This is a genomic window from Acidobacteriota bacterium (assembly GCA_033549365.1).
Lineage (GTDB): Bacteria > Acidobacteriota > Aminicenantia > Aminicenantales > Saccharicenantaceae > JAWSUF01.
The window spans coordinates 60,001-80,206 of sequence record JAWSUF010000008.1; the positions used below are offsets into that span (position 1 = coordinate 60,001).

The following is a 20,206-nucleotide window of genomic DNA, read 5'->3' on the forward strand; positions in this document are numbered from 1 at the left end:
GGGATCTTCGGATTCCGCCTTTGGTAGGAGAGCATTCCAACGCGAGTGAAGTCGGGGCGCGAGCTCCGGTGGACGTTTTGGAAGAGACCCTGCCGGCATGAGTAGCGAAAATTGCGGTTGAAACCCGCAACGCCGAAAATCTAAGGTTTCCTGGGGAAGGTCAGTCCGCCCAGGGTTAGTCGGTCCCTAAGGCCAGGCCGAAAGGCGTAGCCGATGGAGAGCAGGTCAATATTCCTGCACCACCCGAGAGACGTTTGTACGATGGGGGGACACAGGAGGATAAGCATACGCACGTCTGGATGTGTGCGGCCGCCAGTTAGGGGGAGCTCTTAGGCAAATCCGGGAGCTCATAACCCTGAGCACGGCGGGGAAGGTCGCCTACGGGCTTCCGAACTTGCTGATTCCCTACTGTCGAGAAAATCCTCTAAGGAGTGTTTCGGGTGACCGTACCGTAAACCGACACAGGTAGATAAGAAGAGAATTCTAAGGCGCACGTGTGATCCCTCTTTTAGGAACTAGGCAAGTTAACCCCGTAACTTAGGGAAAAGGGGTGCCTCATTAGCGTTGTACCGGGCCTACGTCCGGGAAGCGCGAGGAGGCCGCAGAGAAATGGCTCTGGCGACTGTTTAATAAAAACACAGGACTCTGCTAAGTCACAAAAACGACGTATAGGGTCTGACGCCTGCCCGGTGCCGGAAGGTTAAGGGGAGAGGTTAGCGCAAGCGAAGCTTTGAACCGAAGCCCCGGTAAACGGCGGCCGTAACTATAACGGTCCTAAGGTAGCGAAATTCCTTGTCGGGTAAGTTCCGACCCGCACGAAAGGCGTAACGACTGGAGCGCTGTCTCAAGGAGGGGCACGGCGAAATTGTGGAGCCGGTGAAGACGCCGGCTACCTGCCGCTGGACGGAAAGACCCCGGCACCTTAACTGCAGCCTAGCATTGGATTTCGGTTCATTATGCGCAGGATAGGTGGGAGACTTTGAAGTTCCTCCTTCGGGAGGGATGGAGTCATCGGTGAGATACCACTCTTAATGTTCTGGGCTTCTAACCTGCATCTGTGATCCAGATGAGGGACAGTGTTAGGTGGGTAGTTTGACTGGGGCGGTCGCCTCCTAAAATGTAACGGAGGCGCCCTAAGGTTCCCTCAGGCTGTTTGGAAATCAGCCGTAGAGTGTAAAGGCATAAGGGAGCTTGACTGTGAGACCGACGGGTCGAACAGGTGGGAAACCAGGGCTTAGTGATCCGGTGGTCCCGTATGGAAGGGCCATCGCTCAACGGATAAAAGGTACGCCGGGGATAACAGGCTAATAGTCTCCAAGAGCTCACATCGACGAGACTGTTTGGCACCTCGATGTCGGCTCATCTCATCCTGGGGCTGAAGCAGGTCCCAAGGGTCCGGCTGTTCGCCGGTTAAAGAGGTACGTGAGCTGGGTTTAGAACGTCGCGAGACAGTTCGGTCCCTATCCGCGGTAGGCGCAGGAGATTTGAGAGGGGCTGTCCATAGTACGAAAGGACCTGGATGGACGAACCTCTAGTGTACCAGTTGTCCCGCCAGGGGCATCGCTGGGTAGCTACGTTCGGTTGCGATAACCGCTGAAAGCATATAAGCGGGAAGCGCGCCTCAAGATTAGATCTCCCTCCCGAAAGGGCTGAAGGGCCCTCGAAGACGACGAGGTTGATAGGCTGGGTGTGAAAGCGCGGCGACGCGTGAAGCTGACCAGTACTAATAGCCCGTGAGACTTGACCATAAAGTTTATCAAGACAAAAAACGCCATGTTTCAGAAAAACGGGATTATAATCCCGGCAACCATAACGGAGGGGAAACACCCGATCCCATTCCGAACTCGGAAGTTAAGCTCTCTGGTGCCGATGGTACTGCCAGGGCAACTTGGTGGGAGAGTAGGACGTTGCCGGGTTTTTTTTTATCTTCCGATGTGCTATAATGCCATCGGCAATGAATATGACGGATCGGCCGGCGGGGGACAACGTTTCTCACGGATCCGGTCCGAAGACTTGTTTAAACACCGGGCGATACGGTAAGGAAGAGGGCGAATGAATTCCGAGCACGGGCTCCCTTCCACGACGGCGTTCACGGTGGAAGGGAGAAAAGTATGAATATCTATGTGGGCAACCTGTCCAGAGACGTGTCCGAGTCGGAACTCCGCGAAGCTTTCGCGGCCTACGGCGATGTGTCCTCCGCGGCCATCATCAAGGACAAGTTCACCGGCGATTCGCGGGGCTTCGGCTTCGTCGAGATGCCGAACAAGGACGAGGCCGACAAGGCCATTTCGTCCCTGAACGGCAAGGACATGAAGGGCCGGAACATCACGGTCAACGAAGCCCGTCCCCGGACCGACCGTCCGCGCGGTGGCGGCTTCGGCGGCGGACGCGGCGGCGACCGCGGCGGTTTCGGCGGCGGACGCGGCCGTTACTGACGGCTGAACCGATCGGCTGAACGGAATTGAACTGAGGGCGGACGCCCCGAAAGGGGAGTCCGCCTTTTTTTTTCATCTTGTAAAAAACGGATTCCGGGGGTGCCGATCGAAGGGAAATTGTGCTATGATAGCCAAAAAAATCGAAGGAGGACGAATTATTGGGAAGAGCCAACAGAAACTATAAGGGAGCCAAGAGAGGCAAAGAACTGCAACGCCTGAAAAAACAGGAAGAAAAAAGACTGAGGCGCCTGGGCAAGGTCAAGCCGCTGGAGGACGGCGAAGAGGCTTCTTCGCCCGAATCCGAAAACGCCGGCTAGCCGGAATCCCGGCTCGCTTCAGAAGCCGCGCCGCATGCGGCGCGGGCATCCCGCCCCGTCTTCAGACACCTGATTTGCGAGGAATGGGCACGGAGAGACGTCAGGACAATGAAACTCAAGACATGGTGTCCCCGGACCCTGCTTTTTCTTCCCCTGGCGTTCCTCTGCTGTGTTTTCATGCTGTTCCGGCGGGATCTCCCGGGCTTTACCATCCTCGACAGGGTCTTCGCTCCCACCGCCGTCGACATACTGGGATGCACCCTGGTCGTTTTCGTGATGCTTCTCGTCTCCTGGACGATCTTTTCCAAAGCCGTCTCCACGGTTTTGTCTGTGGCTTACCCCCGCGTCCTCTCCCGTGATTTTCTGACCTATCTGCCTCTTCTGTCTCTGGCCCTCGCGCCTCTCGCCTGGCGCAATTACATCAGCTCCGACGATCTCGCCGAGCGGATGCAGTTTCTGGTTCTGGCCGTGGGCGGTTCCTTTGTGTATCTGAAAGTCGCGTTGGTCCGGCCCTGGGTCATGGACACTCCCAATCCGTTACGGCGCGGGATCGAGAAAGTCGCGGCCCTGTCGTCAGGCAAAAAAAAACTTCTTCTTTTTATCGCGGCGCTCGTCGTCATCAATATGGGTTCCCTGATCATAACCTCGGAAGGGTCCCTGTTTTCCGGGGATGAGCCCCATTTCCTTCTGATCACTCACAGCCTGCTCCATGATGGGGATTTCGATCTGACCAACAACTATGCCGACCGAGATTACACACGCTTCATGCCGGACTATGCTTTCATCCATCCCCATTTGGCTCCCGGCGTCCGAACGGAAGGCGCCTATTCTTTCCATTCCCCGGGGATCTCCTTTCTCATGATTCCGTTTTATGCGGCCGGTTCGCTTTTCGGCAAGACGGGCCTGGTTCTTGCCCTCCGTTTCGGCATGAGCCTGTTCGGTGCCCTTCTCGGCCTTCAGCTGTTTCTTTTCGCCCGTCGGGCCTGGGGGCGGGAAAAAACCGCCCTGGGTCTTTGGGCGGTGTTCACGTTTTCAGCTCCGGTCCTGTTTTATTCCCTTCATGTTTATCCCGAGATCGTCGTTGCCCTCATCCTGCTGACGGTCTTCCGGTTTTATCGATTCAACCCGGCCCCCCCCAGGTGGCAAAGTCTGGCTTCGGGAATCCTGCTGGCCTCGCTGATCTGGTTTCATGCCCTCAAGTATGTCCCGCTTATCGGAACCTTTGTTCTCTATATCTTCTGGAATCTCCTGGCCCGCCGGTCGAGAGATTATCGTGCCGTCGCGCTCTTTCTGGCGCCGTTTGCCGTGGTCGGTGCCATCTATTTCTTTTTCCAATATTCCCTTTACGGATCTTTTTCCTTATCCGCGGTTTCCAACACCGGGGTTCTGACGTCCATGGAGTCTGCGGAATTCGTTCGCGGCCTTATTCATGATATCCCGCTCCGCTACAGGTTGGATTCCCTGGCCGGGTATTTCTTCGATCAGCGTGACGGCCTTCTGTTTTATGCCCCGATTTATTTTTTCGCCTTTCTCGGCCTTGTCGATCTGGCGCGAAAAAACACAAAGGATCTTTGGCTCCTGCTTTTTCTCTGCGGGCCCTTTGTCCTGAACTATGCCTTCATGACCCAGAGGGCCGGCTATGCCCCCCAGGCCCGACCTCTGGTCCCCGTTATCTGGGCCCTGGGGATTCTTATCGGGGCGTTTCTCGCCAACGGCGGCCGCCGGATGTTCCGCCATCTTTTCAACGGCGCCGCCGGGATCGGCTTCATTCTGGCTTTCGTGCTCTTGAAAAATCCGCTGACTCTGTATCAGGAGACGACGGTGGGACAGGCCGAGCGCGGGGGCGGATTGTTCTATCTCCTGAGCCAGACCCATTTCCATCTGACGGACATCCTGCCCTCTTTCATCAAGGTGGAAGAATGGCGGTGGACTCCCAATTTCGTCTGGCCCGGCCTCCTGATCCTTTTTGTCGCAGCCTATGTCCTGTTCGGGAAACGCGACCTCCGGCTCAAGTTCGGCCACCATGTCGCCTTTGTCCTGGCCGCCAACCTGGTCTTTTTCTTCTGGCTGATTTGTTATCCGCGTCCCTTGCTGCTCTATCCCGCCCCGGCCGCCTACCCGTCAGGAGATAAAATCACCTTTTATGCTCTCTCGCGCTCCGGCCGCATGGTGGAACCCGGACGGTTCCTGCTCCGCGAGGCCGACCGCGCCTACATGTTTTATTTCACATCCTGGCGGGAGTTCGGAGAATTCGAGATTGTCCTGGGATCGGAGGCGGGCGCCTATGATGTGGTTCTGACGGCCTTCGACCACGTCTTTTTCGAAGACAAGGTCGAAAACGAAATTCGGGCGGTATCCCTGCCTTCACCTCCGGTTTACAACTGGAAAAAAGCCCATCTCTACCGGATCACGATTCAACTCGACCGGCTCTCGGACGTGTCGACGGCCGAAAACCCCTTTCTTTTTTCCATCCGGCCGGTGCGACCCCGCCCCGCGCAATAACCGCCGTCTTCAGGTCCGGTAGATCCCCCGGAAAAGATTCCAACGGATCTTGAGAATCCCGGCCAGTTCTTCCAGGCTGTCTCTGAGGATTTTCACGGATGTCGCATGCCGGCCGTGGGTCTCGATCCAATCGACGGGGATTTCGGTCACGGCCAGGCCCCGGGCCCGGGCGATGACCAGCACTTCGAGGTCCCAAGGCCAGCGGTTCATCCGGCTGACCCGGTTGATGGCTTCGAACGCCGGCCGCTGGAATCCCTTGAATCCCGTATCCGGATCGCTGACGCCGAGACCGGGAAAAAACATCCGGACGAGCCGCCGGTAACTCCCGCCTACGAACCTCCTCCAGCGGAATCTCCGGGTCTTCGAAAGGGCATGAAACCGGGAGCCGATGACGACCGGGCGGGACTCCAGGCGCGCCACCATATCCAGAAGCTTTTCGAGCGCCGTCGTCTCAGGAAAGTCGAGATCGATGAAGAGGATATTTTCACCCCGGCAGGTCCGGCCGGCGAATTTGACGGCATATCCGCGGCCCATGTTCCGGGCATATCCGAGAGCCCGAATCCGGGGGAGAGAGGCGGCCAGCCGGGCGGCGATGTCCGGTGAGGCATCGCGGCTGCCGTCGTCGCAGAGGATGATTTCGTGGACTTCCTCGAGGCGCCGTCCGAGGAACTCATGGACGGCCCGGACGTTCCGTTCGAGCTCGCCCTGCTTGTTGAAAACCGGGATGATGACATGAACCATGAAAGGGGTTCAGCACCAGTAGTCTTCGGCCTTTTCCGCCTCGCTCAGGGATTTCCACCATTCGGCGCATTTCCGGATCCCTTCCTCGAGGGACGTGCGCGGAACCCAGCCGAGTTCGTTTTCGGCCAGCCAGTTGTGGACGCGCTTGATCTTGGGTTCGACCCGGGCCTGGGGGATGTATTCGATCTTGGCCGGGAAATGCTTGATGACTTCCTTGGCGATTTCCTCAATGGTGATGGGCCGCTGGCCGGTCAGATTGTATATCTTATTCTCGGCCAGAGGTTTGAGGGCCTGGACATGCCCGTCGCACAGATCTCCGACGTAAAGAAACTCGCGGAACTGCTTGCCGTCGCCCATGATGCTGATGATGCCCGTCCGTTCGGCCATGTCCATGAAGGCCCGGACGACCAAGCCCTTCCACATCCGTTCGCCGTAGGGGATGCCGTAGCGCAGGACGACGTATTTCGGCCCGCGGTATTCGCTGTAGAAGGAAAAGCCCAGCATCTCCTGGGCGATTTTACTTGCGCCGTAGATGGTGTTGATGGATTCCAGGTTAAAGGGGCTCTTTTCGTTGACGACATCCCCTTCCTGTGCTCCCGAGACCCAGGAACTGGAGGCGACGAACACCCGTTCGACGTCCCCTTTAAGGGCGGCCTGAAGGACGTTCAGGGTACCCACGGCGTTCATATCGAAACACAGCCGGGCGTCTTCGGAGGACTTCCGGGCGTTGGCCAGGGCGGCCAGGTGAAAGACCGTGTCGAACTTCTGCAAGGCATTGCCGAGATCTTCCCGGATGTCCTTTTTGATCCATTCGACGTCCTGGATGGGTTGTCGCAAATCGAGGACGGACACCTCGTATCCCTGATCGAGCAGATTTTGGACCAAATGGCTGCCGATGAATCCGGACCCTCCGGTGACGAGTATTTTCACGTTCGAACCTCCTTTTCGTGTAGGGTCTCGAGAAGCTGATCGACGACATAGTCGGCTTCAGCCCGAGTCATGCCATAGTAGAGCGGCAGGCAGATATGGCGGCGGGCGGCGTCTTCGGCCGCAGGGAAGCGGCTTCGAGCGAAACGTTCCAGGACGGGCTGCCGGTGAAGGGGGACGTCATAGACCTCTCCGGATAGGGAGACGCCCCTTTCCTTGAGGCGGGCCTTCAGCCGGGCCTTGTTGATGCCGCCGTCGAGAAGGACGATATACTTGTACCAGGAGCTCGGCCCCACCGGAAGAACGGGTTCGAGCTCGGGCCGGCCGGCCAAACGGCGCGTGTAGCGAGAGGCGATTTTTTCCCGATGGGCGATGAATTTATCCAGATTCCGAAGTTGAATCAATCCGGCGGCGGCGGCGAATTCGTTCATCCGCCAGTTGGAGCCGAGGTGGGTGTGAAAGCTGACCCAGGGTTCGGGTTTCCCATGGTTGCGGAGGAGCCGGGCTTTGTCGGCGAAAGCGTCGTCGTCGGTGACGATCATGCCGCCCTCGCCGCTGGTCATGACTTTTGTCGAGAAGAAGGAAAAACACCCGGCCAAGCCGAAGCGGCCGGCCGAAAGGCCGTCGAAGGCGCTGCCGTGGGCGTGGGCCGCGTCTTCGACAAGCCAGAGACCCCGGTCGTCGCACCAGCGGCGGATATCCCGGATTTCCGGGGTGATGATGCCGCCGATATGAACGACGATGACGCCGGCCGTCCGGGGCGTCAGGCGTTTTTCCAAAGTTTTGACACTGACGGAAAACGTCCGGAGGTCGATGTCGGCCAGACGGGGGCGGCCGCCGGCGAAGAGAACGGCGGAGGCGGTCGAAAAAAACGTCAGATCCGGAAGCAGGACGTCCCGGCCCCCGACCTCGAGGTGCCTCATGGCGATTTCCAGGGCGCTGCTGCCCGAACTGACCGCGACGGCATGCTTGGCGCCGAAGCGGGACCCGAACTCCTTTTCCAGCTCCTCGACGTTCCTGCCCATGACGACGTAGCCGCTGGCCAGAGCGGCGTCGATCCTCCGCAGGATCTCCCTGCGGTCGGAGCGGGAAAACGTCACTTTCAGGGGCGGAATTTTCATGCCAGTGTCCTCCGGTCACCGAAACGCCCGTCCGCCGGGCGCGTAAGACCTGCCAAGTATAGCGCAAATCCCGACCCCCACACAACCCCGGGGCTGTGCGAGAAAACGCTCGGGTTCATCTTCTTTTCTCCATATCGGGCGTTTTCACCCTACGGGCGAGCCGATCTCACCATTCCGGCTTCGTCGCAGCCTGTTCGACGTAGGTTCACTACGCCTTCACAAGCCGCTTCCTTGCCGGAACGGCAATCTCGACTCGCGCACAGTCCCGAGGCCGGGGCTGTGCGTCATAACGCCGGGTTCATCTTCTTTTCTCCATATCGGGCGTTTTCACCCTACGGGCGAGCCGATCTCACCGCATCGATTTCGTCGCACCTTTTATCTCCAGCAAGGAGGCTTCCGCGGGGGTGGTCGGGGATGGCCGCAGCGACCATGGGAGGGTTTAGCCTTCCCTCGCCGTTCCGAGAGGGAACCCGGATTTTGGGCGCCGAGGATGTCTGAGCTTGAACCGGCAATCGAAAATGCTGCTGGATGTGTTGGATGTTTGGAAGAGGCTCAATAAGGCGTGCGAGTTCCGCAGGCGCCTCTCGGGACGGCGAGGGAACGGCGTTAAAAACCCGAGCGGGAGCAAGGCCGCCTCGACCATCCCCGAGCGGAAGCCGACGAAGCATGCACGGCAATCTCGGCTCGCGCACAACCCCGGCCCCGCTACCTTGTCTTCATGCGGATGCCGCGGCCGGGGAGAAAGCGCTTCATGCGGTAGACGAAGTCGATCACGGCCTCCCGAAGCAGGCGCATCGGGGGAAAAAGCCGGTCGGTCGTCAGAGGCAGCCGCTGGTAGAGAAGCCGGAGAAAATGGACGAGAGGGTAGAGCTTTCGGGACAGGCGGACATAATAATCGAAGAAGCCCTGATATCCGAAAAGGGTTCGTCCCGAAATGGTGGGGTGCCGGATGGAGACGTAAGTATAGTAAATTTCAGAGTCGTCGATGGGATGCTCGAGCCAGCCCTCGGCCAGGCATTTCTCGCCGAGTTCCGTGCCCCGGAAAGGCATGAAAATGGTGCACATGATCCGGTCGGGCTGGAGTTCCTTGTTCAGGTTGATGGTGTCCCAAACCGAGGCCGGAGTCTCTTGCGGCAGCCCGATGATGTTGAAGCTTCCCGTCCGGATGCCGTGTCTGTGGGCCAGGGTATAGGCGGTGCGGATTTGATCCTGGGAGATATTGCGTTTGAGAACGCCGTTGCGGATGTCCGGATTTCCGGATTCGATGGCCATGTTGATGAAATCGCAGCCGGCCTCCTTGAGCATGACGATCTTTTCCTCGTCGATGAGGTCGGGCCGGGTCTGGCAGAGGAAGGGCAGCCTGTAGCGCCGGGTATAAGCGGCGCAGAAATCCCGGAGATGGGCCTTGTTCAGGGTGAACGATTCGTCCGAGAACGACAGTCGTCCGGGCCGGAACTCTCTCAGAACGGCGTCGATTTCGGCGAAGACGTTGTCGATGCTCCGGTAGCGGACGAAGGACGGCTCGCCCCGGTAAAGGTCCATGAGGAACTTGTTCTGGCAATAGGCACAGGGAAAGGGGCAGCCCCGCGAGGTCAGAAGATTGACGCCGTAGAGTTCGGCGTTGAGACTGGAGGGCGGCAGGGCGGCGCGGTCGGGGAAGGGCAGCCGGTCCAGATCCCGGATCAGCGGCCTCAGGGGATTGCGCCGGACGGCCCCGTCCCGTTTTGTCCAGAGGCCGGGAATCTCCGACCAGTCCCGCCCCTGATCGAGAGCCTCGAGGAAGTCGATCATGGTGTCGTCGCCTTCCCCCCGGCAGATTGCATCCACAAAATCCTCGGCGATCGTCTCCTCGGGAGCGATGGTGGGGTGGATGCCTCCGTAAACGATAAGCACGTCGGGGTTTTCGGCCTTGGCCGCCCGAGCCAGAACGGAGGAAATCCGGGTGTTGACCGACATCACGGAAAAGCCGACAACGTCGGGACGGTAAGATGCAAATGCTTCCCGGAACGCCCGGACCATGATTCGGAATGGGTCGCCCCAAAGAGGTCGCTTGCGGTAAGGCGTGATCTCGAAGAGCTGCGCGTCGTGACCGGCGGCCTTGACGGCCGCCGAGATGTAGAGAATGTTCAGCGGCTGTTCGCGGACGATATAGCCGGGGTAGACGAGGAGAACTCTCTTCATCGTAAAAAGGCCTGCATCATGCGATGGGCCGGCGGGCTCGAGAGACTAATAGTTGAAACGATAGCTGATACCCAAGCCGATTTCATTGCCCCCGAAGTTGACGGTCAGGTCCTCTTCGATTTTGGCCCTCAGGCTGTGAAATTTCACAAAAGCCCGGAGAAGAATGTTGTCCGAAACGGCGACATAGGTGCCGAGGGCGATATTGACCCCCAGCGTCGTTCCGGAAGTCTCGGGAACGGCGAAGTCCGTGGGGTAGGTTTCCCGGTAGGACAGGAAATCCGCGCCCAGGGCCACGTAGGGCATGATGTTTGCGTATTTCCGGAGATAGGCGGCGGAGAGGGAAAACGGAATGAGACGCAACTTGATGTCCTCTTCCAGAAAGGACGTTTTGCCCTCGGCGCCGATGACTTTAAAATCCAGATCGACGCCCACGGCTTCCTGACCGTTGAGGAAAAGGAAATAGGAGCCTCCGGCGCCGAAAAACATGGCGCTCTTCCCGTAGAGCTCCTGGAAGTCCGAATCCTGCATGAGATAAAGACCTGCCTGGAGTCCGGCGGCGAGCATTCGTCCCGGAGCGTCCGTGAACGCCGGGGCCGGCTTGTCCTTACGGACCGGAGCGGCCTTGGGCTTCACGGGGGCCGGTTTCGGCGCCTCCGTCTCGACCGGCTTGGCCGCAACGGGCACCACACCCCGGACCGTTTCCGGCTCAGGTTCAGGGTCAGGTTCCCGGAAGGTCACGACGATGCCCTCGGGGGAGTCGCCGATGACATAGGGCGGGATTCCGTCGGCGAAATCGAAGACGACACGGACGACATCGGGTCTGTTCTGGGCCGTTCGAATGCTGACCACGCCCATATGCTTTACGGCGATAAGAGGTTCGACGGCAAAATACGTCGTGTTCTGCAGATCGAAAATGAGCCGGTTCGGTCCCATCAGAGTGAAGCTTTCGTAGACGACCGCCTCAGCCGTCTGAAGCGTCACCGCCAACCGTCCCGGTTCTTTCTGAATGACGAGATTCCTGAGTTCTGAGCCGCCCGCCGCTATGGAAAACTGGGTTCCGAAAACGAACAGGGAAATCGAAAACATGATAGCCAGCGCTTTTCTCTTCAAGAGAGCCTCCTCATCTTAACGCAAAAAAACAGATCAATATTCACAGAATATACATCCTAACAAACATCGCATATATATAGAGGAAAAGAAATCCTTTGTCAAATGACCGGAAAATATGAGACGGGGGTCAGCGCAGAACGGTTTTTTTGCCCCGGACGGGATCGATCCGCATCGGTTCGGTGTGGGATGCAGCCGTGTCGGGATGGGAGACATGCGTCTTCAGGCTCTCCCGGTTTCTCTCGTCAATGAAGGCGATGCCGTAGACATAGCTTTCCATATTCTTCACGCTGCCCAATCCGCCGTCCTCATACTTGAAAACCGTGCCCGGGCCTTCCTTGATGAGAACGAACGCGGCGTCGCTTTCGCCCTTCTTCTTCCTGTAAATGCGATGCTTGACGATATGGAAGAAGCCGTCATTCTGGGAGTTTCCCTCCCAGGAGAGAATATTGATGTGGTTGGAAAAATACAGACCCTCGAAGACGGCTTTTTGAAGGCTCAGTTTGGTTGGCGGGAAGGGGTTATACAGAATCTCGATCGATTGTGATGTCGATCGATACAACCCGTCGTTGTCGATCACAGTCAGGCGGACGGCTATTTCTCCGCCCCGGGTGTAGGTATGCTTGAGGGTTTTCGCCTGGTGGAGTATGTGGTTTCCATCGCCGAGGTCCCACTTGTAGGTTTCGATCCAACCGTCAGGATCGGACGATTCCGATGCGTTAAATGTTACAGATAGCGGAGCGACACCCTTTTTCGGGGTTGCCGTAAATGCCGCCACCGGAGGGGCGAGAACCTCAATGGCGTGTGAGGAATTCGAGGCTTTTCTCCCTTTGTCATCCGTTATGGTCAGAGTGGCTTTATAGGCTCCGTGGTTCCGGTAGGTGTGGGAAACCGTTCGTCCCGATCCGGTTTTCCCGTCTCCAAAAACCCAATCGTAAGAGATGATGCTCCCTTCGCTTTCGGAGGGCTTGGAGCTCGAGGCGTCGAAATGGACAACCAGCGGCATTTCTCCACGGAAGGGGTGGGTCTTGAAGATCGCCGTGGGCATGATGGAGACACGGATTTGAATCGAGGTGCTGGCCTCCAGCCCGGCATCGTTCTTGACCGTGAGGGTGGCTGTGAACGTCCCCGTCTTATGATAGACATGGCTGATGGTTTTTCCCTGGCCCGAGGACTCGTCTCCGAAATCCCATTTATACGAGACGATGGAACCGTTGTTGGGGTCGTTGGATGCGGTTGCGTCGAAGTCAACCTTCAAGGGCGCGCCACCTGAAGTCGGTGAGGCCGTAAACAAGGCGACGGGCTGTTGTCCGACCATGATGGTCGTGGAATTGGTCCCTGTTTTTCCCTCGTTGTCCGTCACGGTCAGTTGGGCGGTGAACAGCCCGCTTTTCGTATATGTATGAGATACCTTTTTCCCGGAGCCTTGGGATCCGTCTCCGAATTTCCATGAATACGACACGATGGAGCCGTCCGGATCATAGGAGTTCGAGGCATCGAAAGCGACGTTGAGGGGCGGGGGGCCCTGCATGGGCGAGGCCGTGAAAGATGCGATGGGATAGGTCGAGACCTGATCGAGCCGGACATGGAAGACGTCGCGGTTCCCGTTGCTGTTGATGTCGCTGTAAACAACGTGAACGCGGCCGCGGCCGTCAATATCCAAAGCGGGGAATTCGCCTTCACCGGCGTGGGAGACCTTGACCGGGGTTTCCCACTGCCCATTGAGGTTTCCCCGGGAATAATAAATGTATTCCCCCGAGCCGTGCGATTGCCTCCAGACGGCATGCAGCATGTTGGCGTGGTATTTGATGAACACGAAAGAGAAGACCGATGTGCTGGCCGTTGAGATCGCAATCGGCGACGTCCAGTTCCCGTTGAGGGGTTTTCTCATGTAATAGACGGGATTGCTTCTATAGGTGAAGATCAAATGAACGGTTCCATTCTGGTCGATGGTCATCGCCGGCACGTATTGATTCCAGTCGGGAGAGACATGAACCCGGGAATTCCAGCTGCCGCCGATTCTCTCCCTGTAATAAATGTTCCAATTGTAGGGACTGTGAAGATCGTCCATCCAGGCGACGTGAACATTGCCGTTGCGTACCTTGACAAAAGAGTGAATGGATACGGAATTGGGTGTTTCGGAAACGGACCGATAGGTGGACGGCCAGGAGCCGCCGTCGATCTTTTCCATCATAACGATATCGATCTTTCTTTCATGCGCATCCGTGGTGTGATTGTGACCCCAGACGATGTAAATGCGGTTGCCGTCGACATCGATCCTCGGCCACGAGGAATTGGTCAAATAGCTGAAATAGACCATCTCCCGCTTTCCCCATGTTCCGTTGGCGTATTTGATGTAGTAGATTTCCCTGTTTGTCGAACCGCTCCCGTCCATGTAGGACATGTGAACGTCGCCCCGGCCGTCGATGGCCATGGTCGGCAACGAGGCCGAACCTCTTTCGGGTGATACGGCAATTCGAATCGGCGACCAACCCCCTGAATCCGTTAATATTCTATAGACGATGACGCCGCTGGAGTTGAAGTCTCCTTCCGTCCAGGCGACCATGACTTCACCGTTCGGACGGACGATGACAAAAGGCAGATCGGAAACCTTGTTGGGCGTTTGGGAAAGATTTGTTTGAGCCCCCAGGATGACAGGCGTGAGAAACTGAAGAAAGATCCCCATCAGAAGGTGGAGGAGACAAACGGTTCCGCGGCTTAGCCCCGGCGGTTTATTCTGCGCCATAACCATATCCCGCACGATATTTAATCATCGCGAATTGAAGAAGTCAACCACCCTTAAGGGTGATATTTCCCAACCGAATCCGGCCCGGCGACGGCGCCTCTCTTGACGTCCACGGAGTTATATGCTATTCAATTAAATGAGAATTTGAATTCCGAGTGAAGAGGTTATAATATGAAAAGAACCGTTGCGTCGGCTCTTGTGCTCACCGCTATTCTTGGATTTTCTTTCCTTGGTGCTCAAACAACGAGAATCTATCAGAGCGGGGGACAAGCGGAATTTGTCAACCTCATCACCATGAAAGATGGAAACCTGATGCTGGTTTTCCATGATGGGCGCGATTTCAATGCAGATTCCGAACTCCGGTATATGATTTACAATGTGGATCAAGGCCGATGGAGCGCGGCCACGCGGGTGGTGCCCAAATTCAATGCCTCCAGTTTTCCCAATATGGCTCTGGATAGTAAGGGCGATATTCATATGGTGTATCAGGACGGCAATTCCTCTGCAAACCGGGAGATTTGCTATGCCAGATACAGTCATAGCGAAAAGAAATGGAGTTCGCGATTCGTTGCCTATGAAAGTCCGGGTGTCAACTCAACTTGGCCGAGGATCCAGGTCGAAGACGATTTGATCTATATCCTTTGGTGTCATAATTACGATCCCAAAGACGGCTTTATGGATATTTGCTTGATTGTCAATCCCATCGGGGCCGCCTGGCCGATACAGAGAGCGGAAAGGTTGACCGTATCCATCACGGGATGGGCGGCTTCCATTCACCCCGACTTTGCCGTACTGAACAAAAAAGTCTATGCCATCTGGATGGACACCAACCATGCCGCGGATCCTACGAATTCCGGGAACTGGAAGATGTTCTATAAAGAGGCGGAATATAATGATGATGCCAAGACCTGGTTGTTTGACCGCGCTCCCCTTGTCCATCTCAATTCCACCCATTCTGAGAACGAATATTATCCCGCCCTTGCCGTCGATCCGAGCGGCACCGTTCACGCCTTTTATTCCCAAAAAATCGGCCCTTACTTTCACATGATGAAAAAGCCCGGAGGGAACTGGACCGCGCCCATGCCTTTAAGCCGTGATTTTACGACCCAGAATTTTTTCCCCTACATGAGGTATCACGACGGTCTCATTCATGCGATTTGGAACGAAGGGCCCGAAGGCGAAATGAGACTGCTCTACAACCGCGCGCTTCCCAATGGGACGTGGGGGAATCCGATCGTTATCGCGAGCCCCATGTATTCCCCTTGGCAGCCATGGCTGGCTATAGATAAAAAAGGCGTTCTTCATATCGTCTGGGCCGACGGCCCAAGCGACTCGAGCCGGGATATTTACCATTCCAAAGTCACCCTTCCCGGGAACCCGCCGACGGCCGTGATCGATGCCTCCCCAACTCGGGGCCTTATTCCTTTGTCTGTACGATTCGAAGGGACGCGATCCACGGATTCCGACGGAACGATCATTAAATACATGTGGGATTTCGGGGACGGGAATACGGCCGAAGGCCAGGTTGTGACGCATACTTACACCCAGAAAGGCACCTTTAAAGCCGTTCTCAAGGTTTTGGACAACGATTTCCGGGTCGGCTTGGCCGAAGTGGCCATTGAGGCTTCGACCGGTGAGCCCTTCGCCGTGATCAAGCCCTCCGCGACCCAAGGCGTTGTGCCCTTTCAGGTCCAATTCGATGGATCGGGATCTTTCGATGAGGACGGCCAGGTGGTTTCTCACGATTGGGTTTTCTGCGACGGAACAACCGCGACAGGCCCGTTTGTGACGAAGACCTATGACAAGGGAGGTCAGTATTACTGCAGCTTGACCGTCACCGACAACGACGGCAAGACCAATACGGTATCGGCGACCGTCACTGCGTATCAAAAGCCGACGGCTGCATTCACGGCGACGCCGACACGCGGACTGACGCCTCTCCAGGTTCAATTCGATGCCTCGGAATCGACGGATGAAGACGGCCAGATCGTCACCTTCCAGTGGTCGTTCGGGGACGGTTTGTACGGGTCCGGCAAAACGGTCACCCATACCTATACGAAGAGCGGTCCGTTTACGGCTCAACTCACGGTCATCGACAATGACGGCTATGTCGACATCACCGAGATGACCATCGATGCCTTGAGCAAACCTCTGGCCCCGACCCAGGTCGCCGTAAAAACCGACGTCAACAGAACGCTCCTCTACAGGGATTATTTCAACAGGATCAGCTGGCAGGAAAACACACGGAATGCCGGATTATTCGCGATTGCCCAATATCGCATCTACCGGAAACTGACGAGTGATGCCGCCGGCCAATTCGTGAAGGTTGGAGAGGTCTCCGCGTCCCAGTTCCACTTTGATGATCGCAAGCACACCAGTACACTGGACGCGGCCCGCTACGAATACGTGGTGACGGCTGTGGATAACCAGGGGAGAGAAAGCGGCTGGTCCCTGAGGGTCTCGACCGGAGGGAATTCCTAGACAAGCTTTTATCGATCCACAAGATCGGCCGGGTCGGCTGATGGCCGGCTCGGCCGTTCTGTTTTCAGGGAGATGTTTGGGCTCGTCAATCCAGGCTTCGGACGACGACCTTGTCGAGCCGGATTGCGCTTCGATCCGATCCCACGACCCTGAAGATCAGGTTGGACGGTCTCCTGACCCGAAACCTCAGGGCGAACGGCTGATAGTCGGCGTCCTGTTGAACAAAATCCCCGGCTTTCAGCTCGCGCGAGGCGACCGCTTTCCGGCTTCGGGGATCCAGGATGTCGATCCGCCCGAGAGAGACGTCCGCATCAACGGGTTTTTCCGTCTTGATGAAGAATGTCGCCGTGTGGTTTCCCTGTTCGAAGGAAATGTCGGGAAGCTGACAGAGACCGCCGTTTTTCCCGTCGTCGAGGCGAAACGCCCATCCCCCCGACGCGTCCGGGTCGTAGCGGGGCAAACCCTTTTCACCGTAGAAGATTTCGCCCTCGAAAAGTCGTTCACCCGGCGGTCTTTCGGGCAGAGGATCCGGATCAAGATCGAAGAGCTCGACATGCGTCCGCCAGAGAGGGAATCGGCCCAGAAGCCGGGCCCGGGCCATGGCTTCGGGGAAGTCGGTTTCATAATATTTTTTTTCTACGGCGTAGGTTGTCAGAAAAACGTGGGTGATGCCGTACTTTTCGAGGAAATCGAGGCCCTGGTTGATATAGTTGGTGTAATAGGCGTGAGCCCGATGTCGGTTCTCCAAGGAAATCACGGGAGCCAACAACCCCCCCAGCGTCATGGTGTCGAAAGCCGCCCCGAAATCTCCGGAGATCGTTCGCACGTCGTAGCGCGGAGACGCGGCCCACTTCAAATACGATCGCCCATCGGTCACGGCCGCAGCCAGAACAAGGAGAACGACCGTCATTCCCCGGACAGTCCGGTTCAGCGGCCGTTGCCAATTTGACGGCCATTTTTTCAGAAACAGAATCACGAGAAAGGTTCCGATCCCGGCGGCAGCGGCGGCTTGCAGGAATCGGACTTCCAGATCCGCCGTCGACACGGGCCGATTGAGAAGAATCATCAAGCCGCTTGCGGCGAACAGGAACCAGCCGAAAAGAGGGAAAAAAAACAACAGAGGAACCTGAGCGGGCTTTTTCAGCGTGTCTTTGAGAAAGATGTCTCTCAGCAGGAGTGCGGCCAGAAGCGCCATGGCCACGATCAGAGGTATAAAATGGCGAGCCGGCCTGTAGTAGATGACGGCGAAATACAGCATGTTTGTCGCGAACCATACGGCCGCCGTTCCTTCGATGAGGTTTGTCTTCTTCGGATTGCTCAGCCAACGGAAGGTGACCGCCAGAAAACCCAGACCGGCCAGAGTCGTCGTCACGGGCGAATTCATAAAATAGAAAAGGGGTCTCTGCCAGAAAAACAAGAGCATCTCGCTGAGCCGGCGAGGCGTCAGCCACGCGAAGTTGTCCGAGCCGAAAGCCAGGAACAACTCCCTGTTCGGCAGGAAAAAAAAGATTGTATAGACGGTGGCAACGGCAGCCATGCCGATCCCGAAAGCAAGAACATCCAAGAGCGTCTTTTTGATGTTTTTTCCGGAACGAAAGAAAACCTGGAAGGATACTCCCAGCATGATGGCCGGGAGAATCAGGAGGAACGTTCCTTTCACGGTGAAAGCGATGAATGCCAGAGCGCCGGCCAGGGCCAGATTTTTTTTGTCCGGATCCGGCCGATTCGACAGAACCCAGAGGGCCAGAACGCAAAAAAACGCCATTTCCACGGCCCGGACTCCGATCCGGCTGAACATCGTGAAGGGATAATTCATGCCCAAGAGCAGGAGTCCTGCCAAGGCCGGGAAAAACGGCATGACCCTTGTCAGGAGGAGAAAAAACAAGAGAAGAAGACCGCAACTGAAGAGGACCGGAACAGCATTCATCTGGGCGATTCCGACTCCGAAGAGCCGGAAAACGGCGTAGCTGAGATAATGAGGCAGGGGGCTGATAAACATGGAATTCCAGGTGTCCAGAACCCATGAATCGAAAACGATCTTGTTTCTGGCGTTGGCGACGTAGCCTCCGGGGTCTCCGAAATACCCCATGCTGATGCTCAGATCCACGGGAGGATCGGCGCCGAGATGAACGAATCTCAGGGTGAAGAGGAAGGCGAAGACAAGCCCGAGGAGAAGGATGCGGCGAACGGTCAGCGACATGACCTCATCATAAGTTCATTTCGTGTCGAGTGTCAATTTCGTCGGCGGGATATTCGGTTGCGAAGAAAATCTCTGAAAAGCGCCCATCCGTTGCGGATCAGAATCCGCCACTGATAAAGGGATCCGGCCGCCAGGGCGTGCCTTGCGAGACGCGTTGGACGGGAATAGAACTCCTGGATGGCGCGTCTTTGCCAGAACAGGGCGTGGGCCTTGGAAAAATCAGGCGTTTCGATGACCGGAAAGGATCCGGAGGCATCGAATTCGAGAGCATCTCCGTGGAGCCATCGGTTCTTCAAGGCCTGATCCCTGAGGGGGGTTCCAAGGGCCGGAACGGCAATATTGAAAGAGGCGAGATCGCAATCGAGCTCTTTCGAAAACCGGATGGTCTCCTGAACGGTGAATTCCGTTTCTCCGGGCAGGCCGATGATAAAATGCCCCAATGTCCGTATTCCGATCTCGCGGCACTGAGAAAAAGCCCGTCTCATATCGTCTTTCGTCACGCCTTTGGAATATTGTTTCAGCAGGGACGCATTTCCGCTTTCGACGCCGATCAGAATCGTATGGCAACCCGCCCGTTTCATCCGGATCAGAAGCTCACGATCCAGGGTGTTGGCTCGGGATGAACACGTCCAGGACAAATCGAGCTTTTCTTCAGCCATCCTCCGGCAGAGTTCCATCGCGTTTTTCCGTTTGGCTTCAAAAGTGAAATCGGAGAAAAAGACCTCCTTGATCCGGAGCGAAACGACACGGCGAAGCTCGTCGAGAACATTGTCCAAGGCCCGGTATTTGTAGCCGAGGGTGGCGGCGATGCAGAATGAACACCGGAAAGGACATCCAAAACTCATCTGAACGGTTGTGAAAGGGAAGCGTTTGCCGTGGGCGAGGAGGTATTTTCTCAACGGAAATTTTTCATGGTGCGGAACGGGATAGGCAAATTCGCGGGGGAGGATCTTCTCTCTTCGGATTTCCATCCCGGCCGCGGTTCGAAAAGCCATGGATCGGATCTTGTCGGTCTCGCCGTCGAGATAGTGAACGACATCGCTGTTCGTGTAATCGAACATGGCGGCATCAAGACATGGAAAGTCTCTCAAGAATCTTTCCGGCTCATACAGGAGAATATCGCCGTTCCCGATCAAGAGGAGCGGGAACTTGGCGTCCTCCTTGACCTTTTGAATAAAGGCGAAGTCCTGTCTCCATGACGCGGTGCTGGTGAGAAACAGGATCGCCTCGTAGCGTCCCTTGCGGATTTTCTCCCGGCTTTGTCGGGCGCTCAGGCCTTCAGCCTGGGCGTCCAGAACGTCGACGTCGCGGCTTCGACCGATGATCCCGCTTTGGATAAGAAGGTCGATGGGAGGCCAGGAATAATTGGCTTTCGATACCGAGCTACAATACATGTCCCTCAGGTACAGCTTGTCTCCCGGCGGGTTGAGAAGAAGAACGCGTTTCAT

At 56.7% G+C, this 20,206-nt stretch carries 12 protein-coding genes and 2 rRNA genes (1 of these 14 cut by a window edge); 6 read left to right on the forward strand and 8 right to left on the reverse strand.

The window, feature by feature from the left end; all coding sequences use genetic code 11:
- The 5 genes from SCM96_11650 to SCM96_11670 form a co-directional block, all read left to right on the forward strand.
- Positions 1-1,748: ribosomal RNA gene (locus SCM96_11650) — 23S ribosomal RNA — on the forward strand; it begins 1,256 nt to the left of the window's first position.
- 51 nt (positions 1,749-1,799) lie between these two features.
- Positions 1,800-1,916: ribosomal RNA gene (gene rrf, locus SCM96_11655) — 5S ribosomal RNA — on the forward strand.
- 195 nt (positions 1,917-2,111) lie between these two features.
- Complete coding sequence (locus SCM96_11660; GenBank protein MDW7761273.1) at positions 2,112-2,435, forward strand: RNA-binding protein; 324 nt, start codon at positions 2,112-2,114, stop codon at positions 2,433-2,435.
- Between the two features lie 158 nt (positions 2,436-2,593).
- On the forward strand, positions 2,594-2,752 hold the full coding sequence (locus SCM96_11665) for a hypothetical protein (GenBank protein ID MDW7761274.1): 159 nt from the start codon (positions 2,594-2,596) through the stop codon (positions 2,750-2,752).
- A gap of 108 nt (positions 2,753-2,860) precedes the next feature.
- Positions 2,861-5,254: a hypothetical protein gene (locus SCM96_11670; GenBank protein MDW7761275.1), complete on the forward strand. Its 2,394-nt coding sequence runs from the start codon at positions 2,861-2,863 to the stop codon at positions 5,252-5,254.
- Between the two features lie 9 nt (positions 5,255-5,263).
- On the opposite strand, the gene SCM96_11675 is transcribed toward SCM96_11670, so the two are convergent.
- From SCM96_11675 to SCM96_11700, 6 genes are all read right to left on the reverse strand, one after another.
- The gene (locus SCM96_11675) at positions 5,264-5,995 is read right to left on the reverse strand and encodes a glycosyltransferase (GenBank protein ID MDW7761276.1); all 732 of its coding nucleotides are present in this window, start codon (positions 5,993-5,995) and stop codon (positions 5,264-5,266) included.
- Positions 5,996-6,004: 9 nt separating this feature from the next.
- Entirely contained in the window at positions 6,005-6,925 is a 921-nt protein-coding gene (locus tag SCM96_11680; GenBank protein MDW7761277.1) for an NAD(P)-dependent oxidoreductase, read from the reverse strand.
- A complete protein-coding gene (locus tag SCM96_11685; GenBank protein MDW7761278.1) occupies positions 6,922-8,043 on the reverse strand; it encodes a DegT/DnrJ/EryC1/StrS family aminotransferase in 1,122 nt (373 codons plus the stop codon). Before SCM96_11685 ends, SCM96_11680 begins: the two co-directional genes overlap by 4 nt.
- A 705-nt stretch (positions 8,044-8,748) precedes the next feature.
- The gene (locus SCM96_11690; protein ID MDW7761279.1) at positions 8,749-10,224 is read right to left on the reverse strand and encodes a radical SAM protein; all 1,476 of its coding nucleotides are present in this window, start codon (positions 10,222-10,224) and stop codon (positions 8,749-8,751) included.
- 45 nt (positions 10,225-10,269) lie between these two features.
- Entirely contained in the window at positions 10,270-11,334 is a 1,065-nt protein-coding gene (locus tag SCM96_11695) for an AMIN domain-containing protein (GenBank protein MDW7761280.1), read from the reverse strand.
- A 127-nt stretch (positions 11,335-11,461) separates the two neighbouring features.
- Complete coding sequence (locus SCM96_11700) at positions 11,462-14,077, reverse strand: PKD domain-containing protein (protein ID MDW7761281.1); 2,616 nt, start codon at positions 14,075-14,077, stop codon at positions 11,462-11,464.
- A 171-nt stretch (positions 14,078-14,248) separates the two neighbouring features.
- Here SCM96_11700 and SCM96_11705 point away from each other — a divergent pair, with 171 nt between their 5' ends.
- On the forward strand, positions 14,249-16,558 hold the full coding sequence (locus SCM96_11705) for a PKD domain-containing protein (protein ID MDW7761282.1): 2,310 nt from the start codon (positions 14,249-14,251) through the stop codon (positions 16,556-16,558).
- A gap of 85 nt (positions 16,559-16,643) precedes the next feature.
- Here SCM96_11705 and SCM96_11710 read toward each other — a convergent pair whose 3' ends face one another.
- Both SCM96_11710 and SCM96_11715 read right to left on the reverse strand, forming a co-directional pair.
- Positions 16,644-18,758, reverse strand: coding sequence for a hypothetical protein (locus SCM96_11710; protein ID MDW7761283.1), 2,115 nt, complete (start codon positions 18,756-18,758; stop codon positions 16,644-16,646).
- Between the two features lie 32 nt (positions 18,759-18,790).
- On the reverse strand, positions 18,791-20,206 hold the full coding sequence (locus tag SCM96_11715; protein MDW7761284.1) for a radical SAM protein: 1,416 nt from the start codon (positions 20,204-20,206) through the stop codon (positions 18,791-18,793).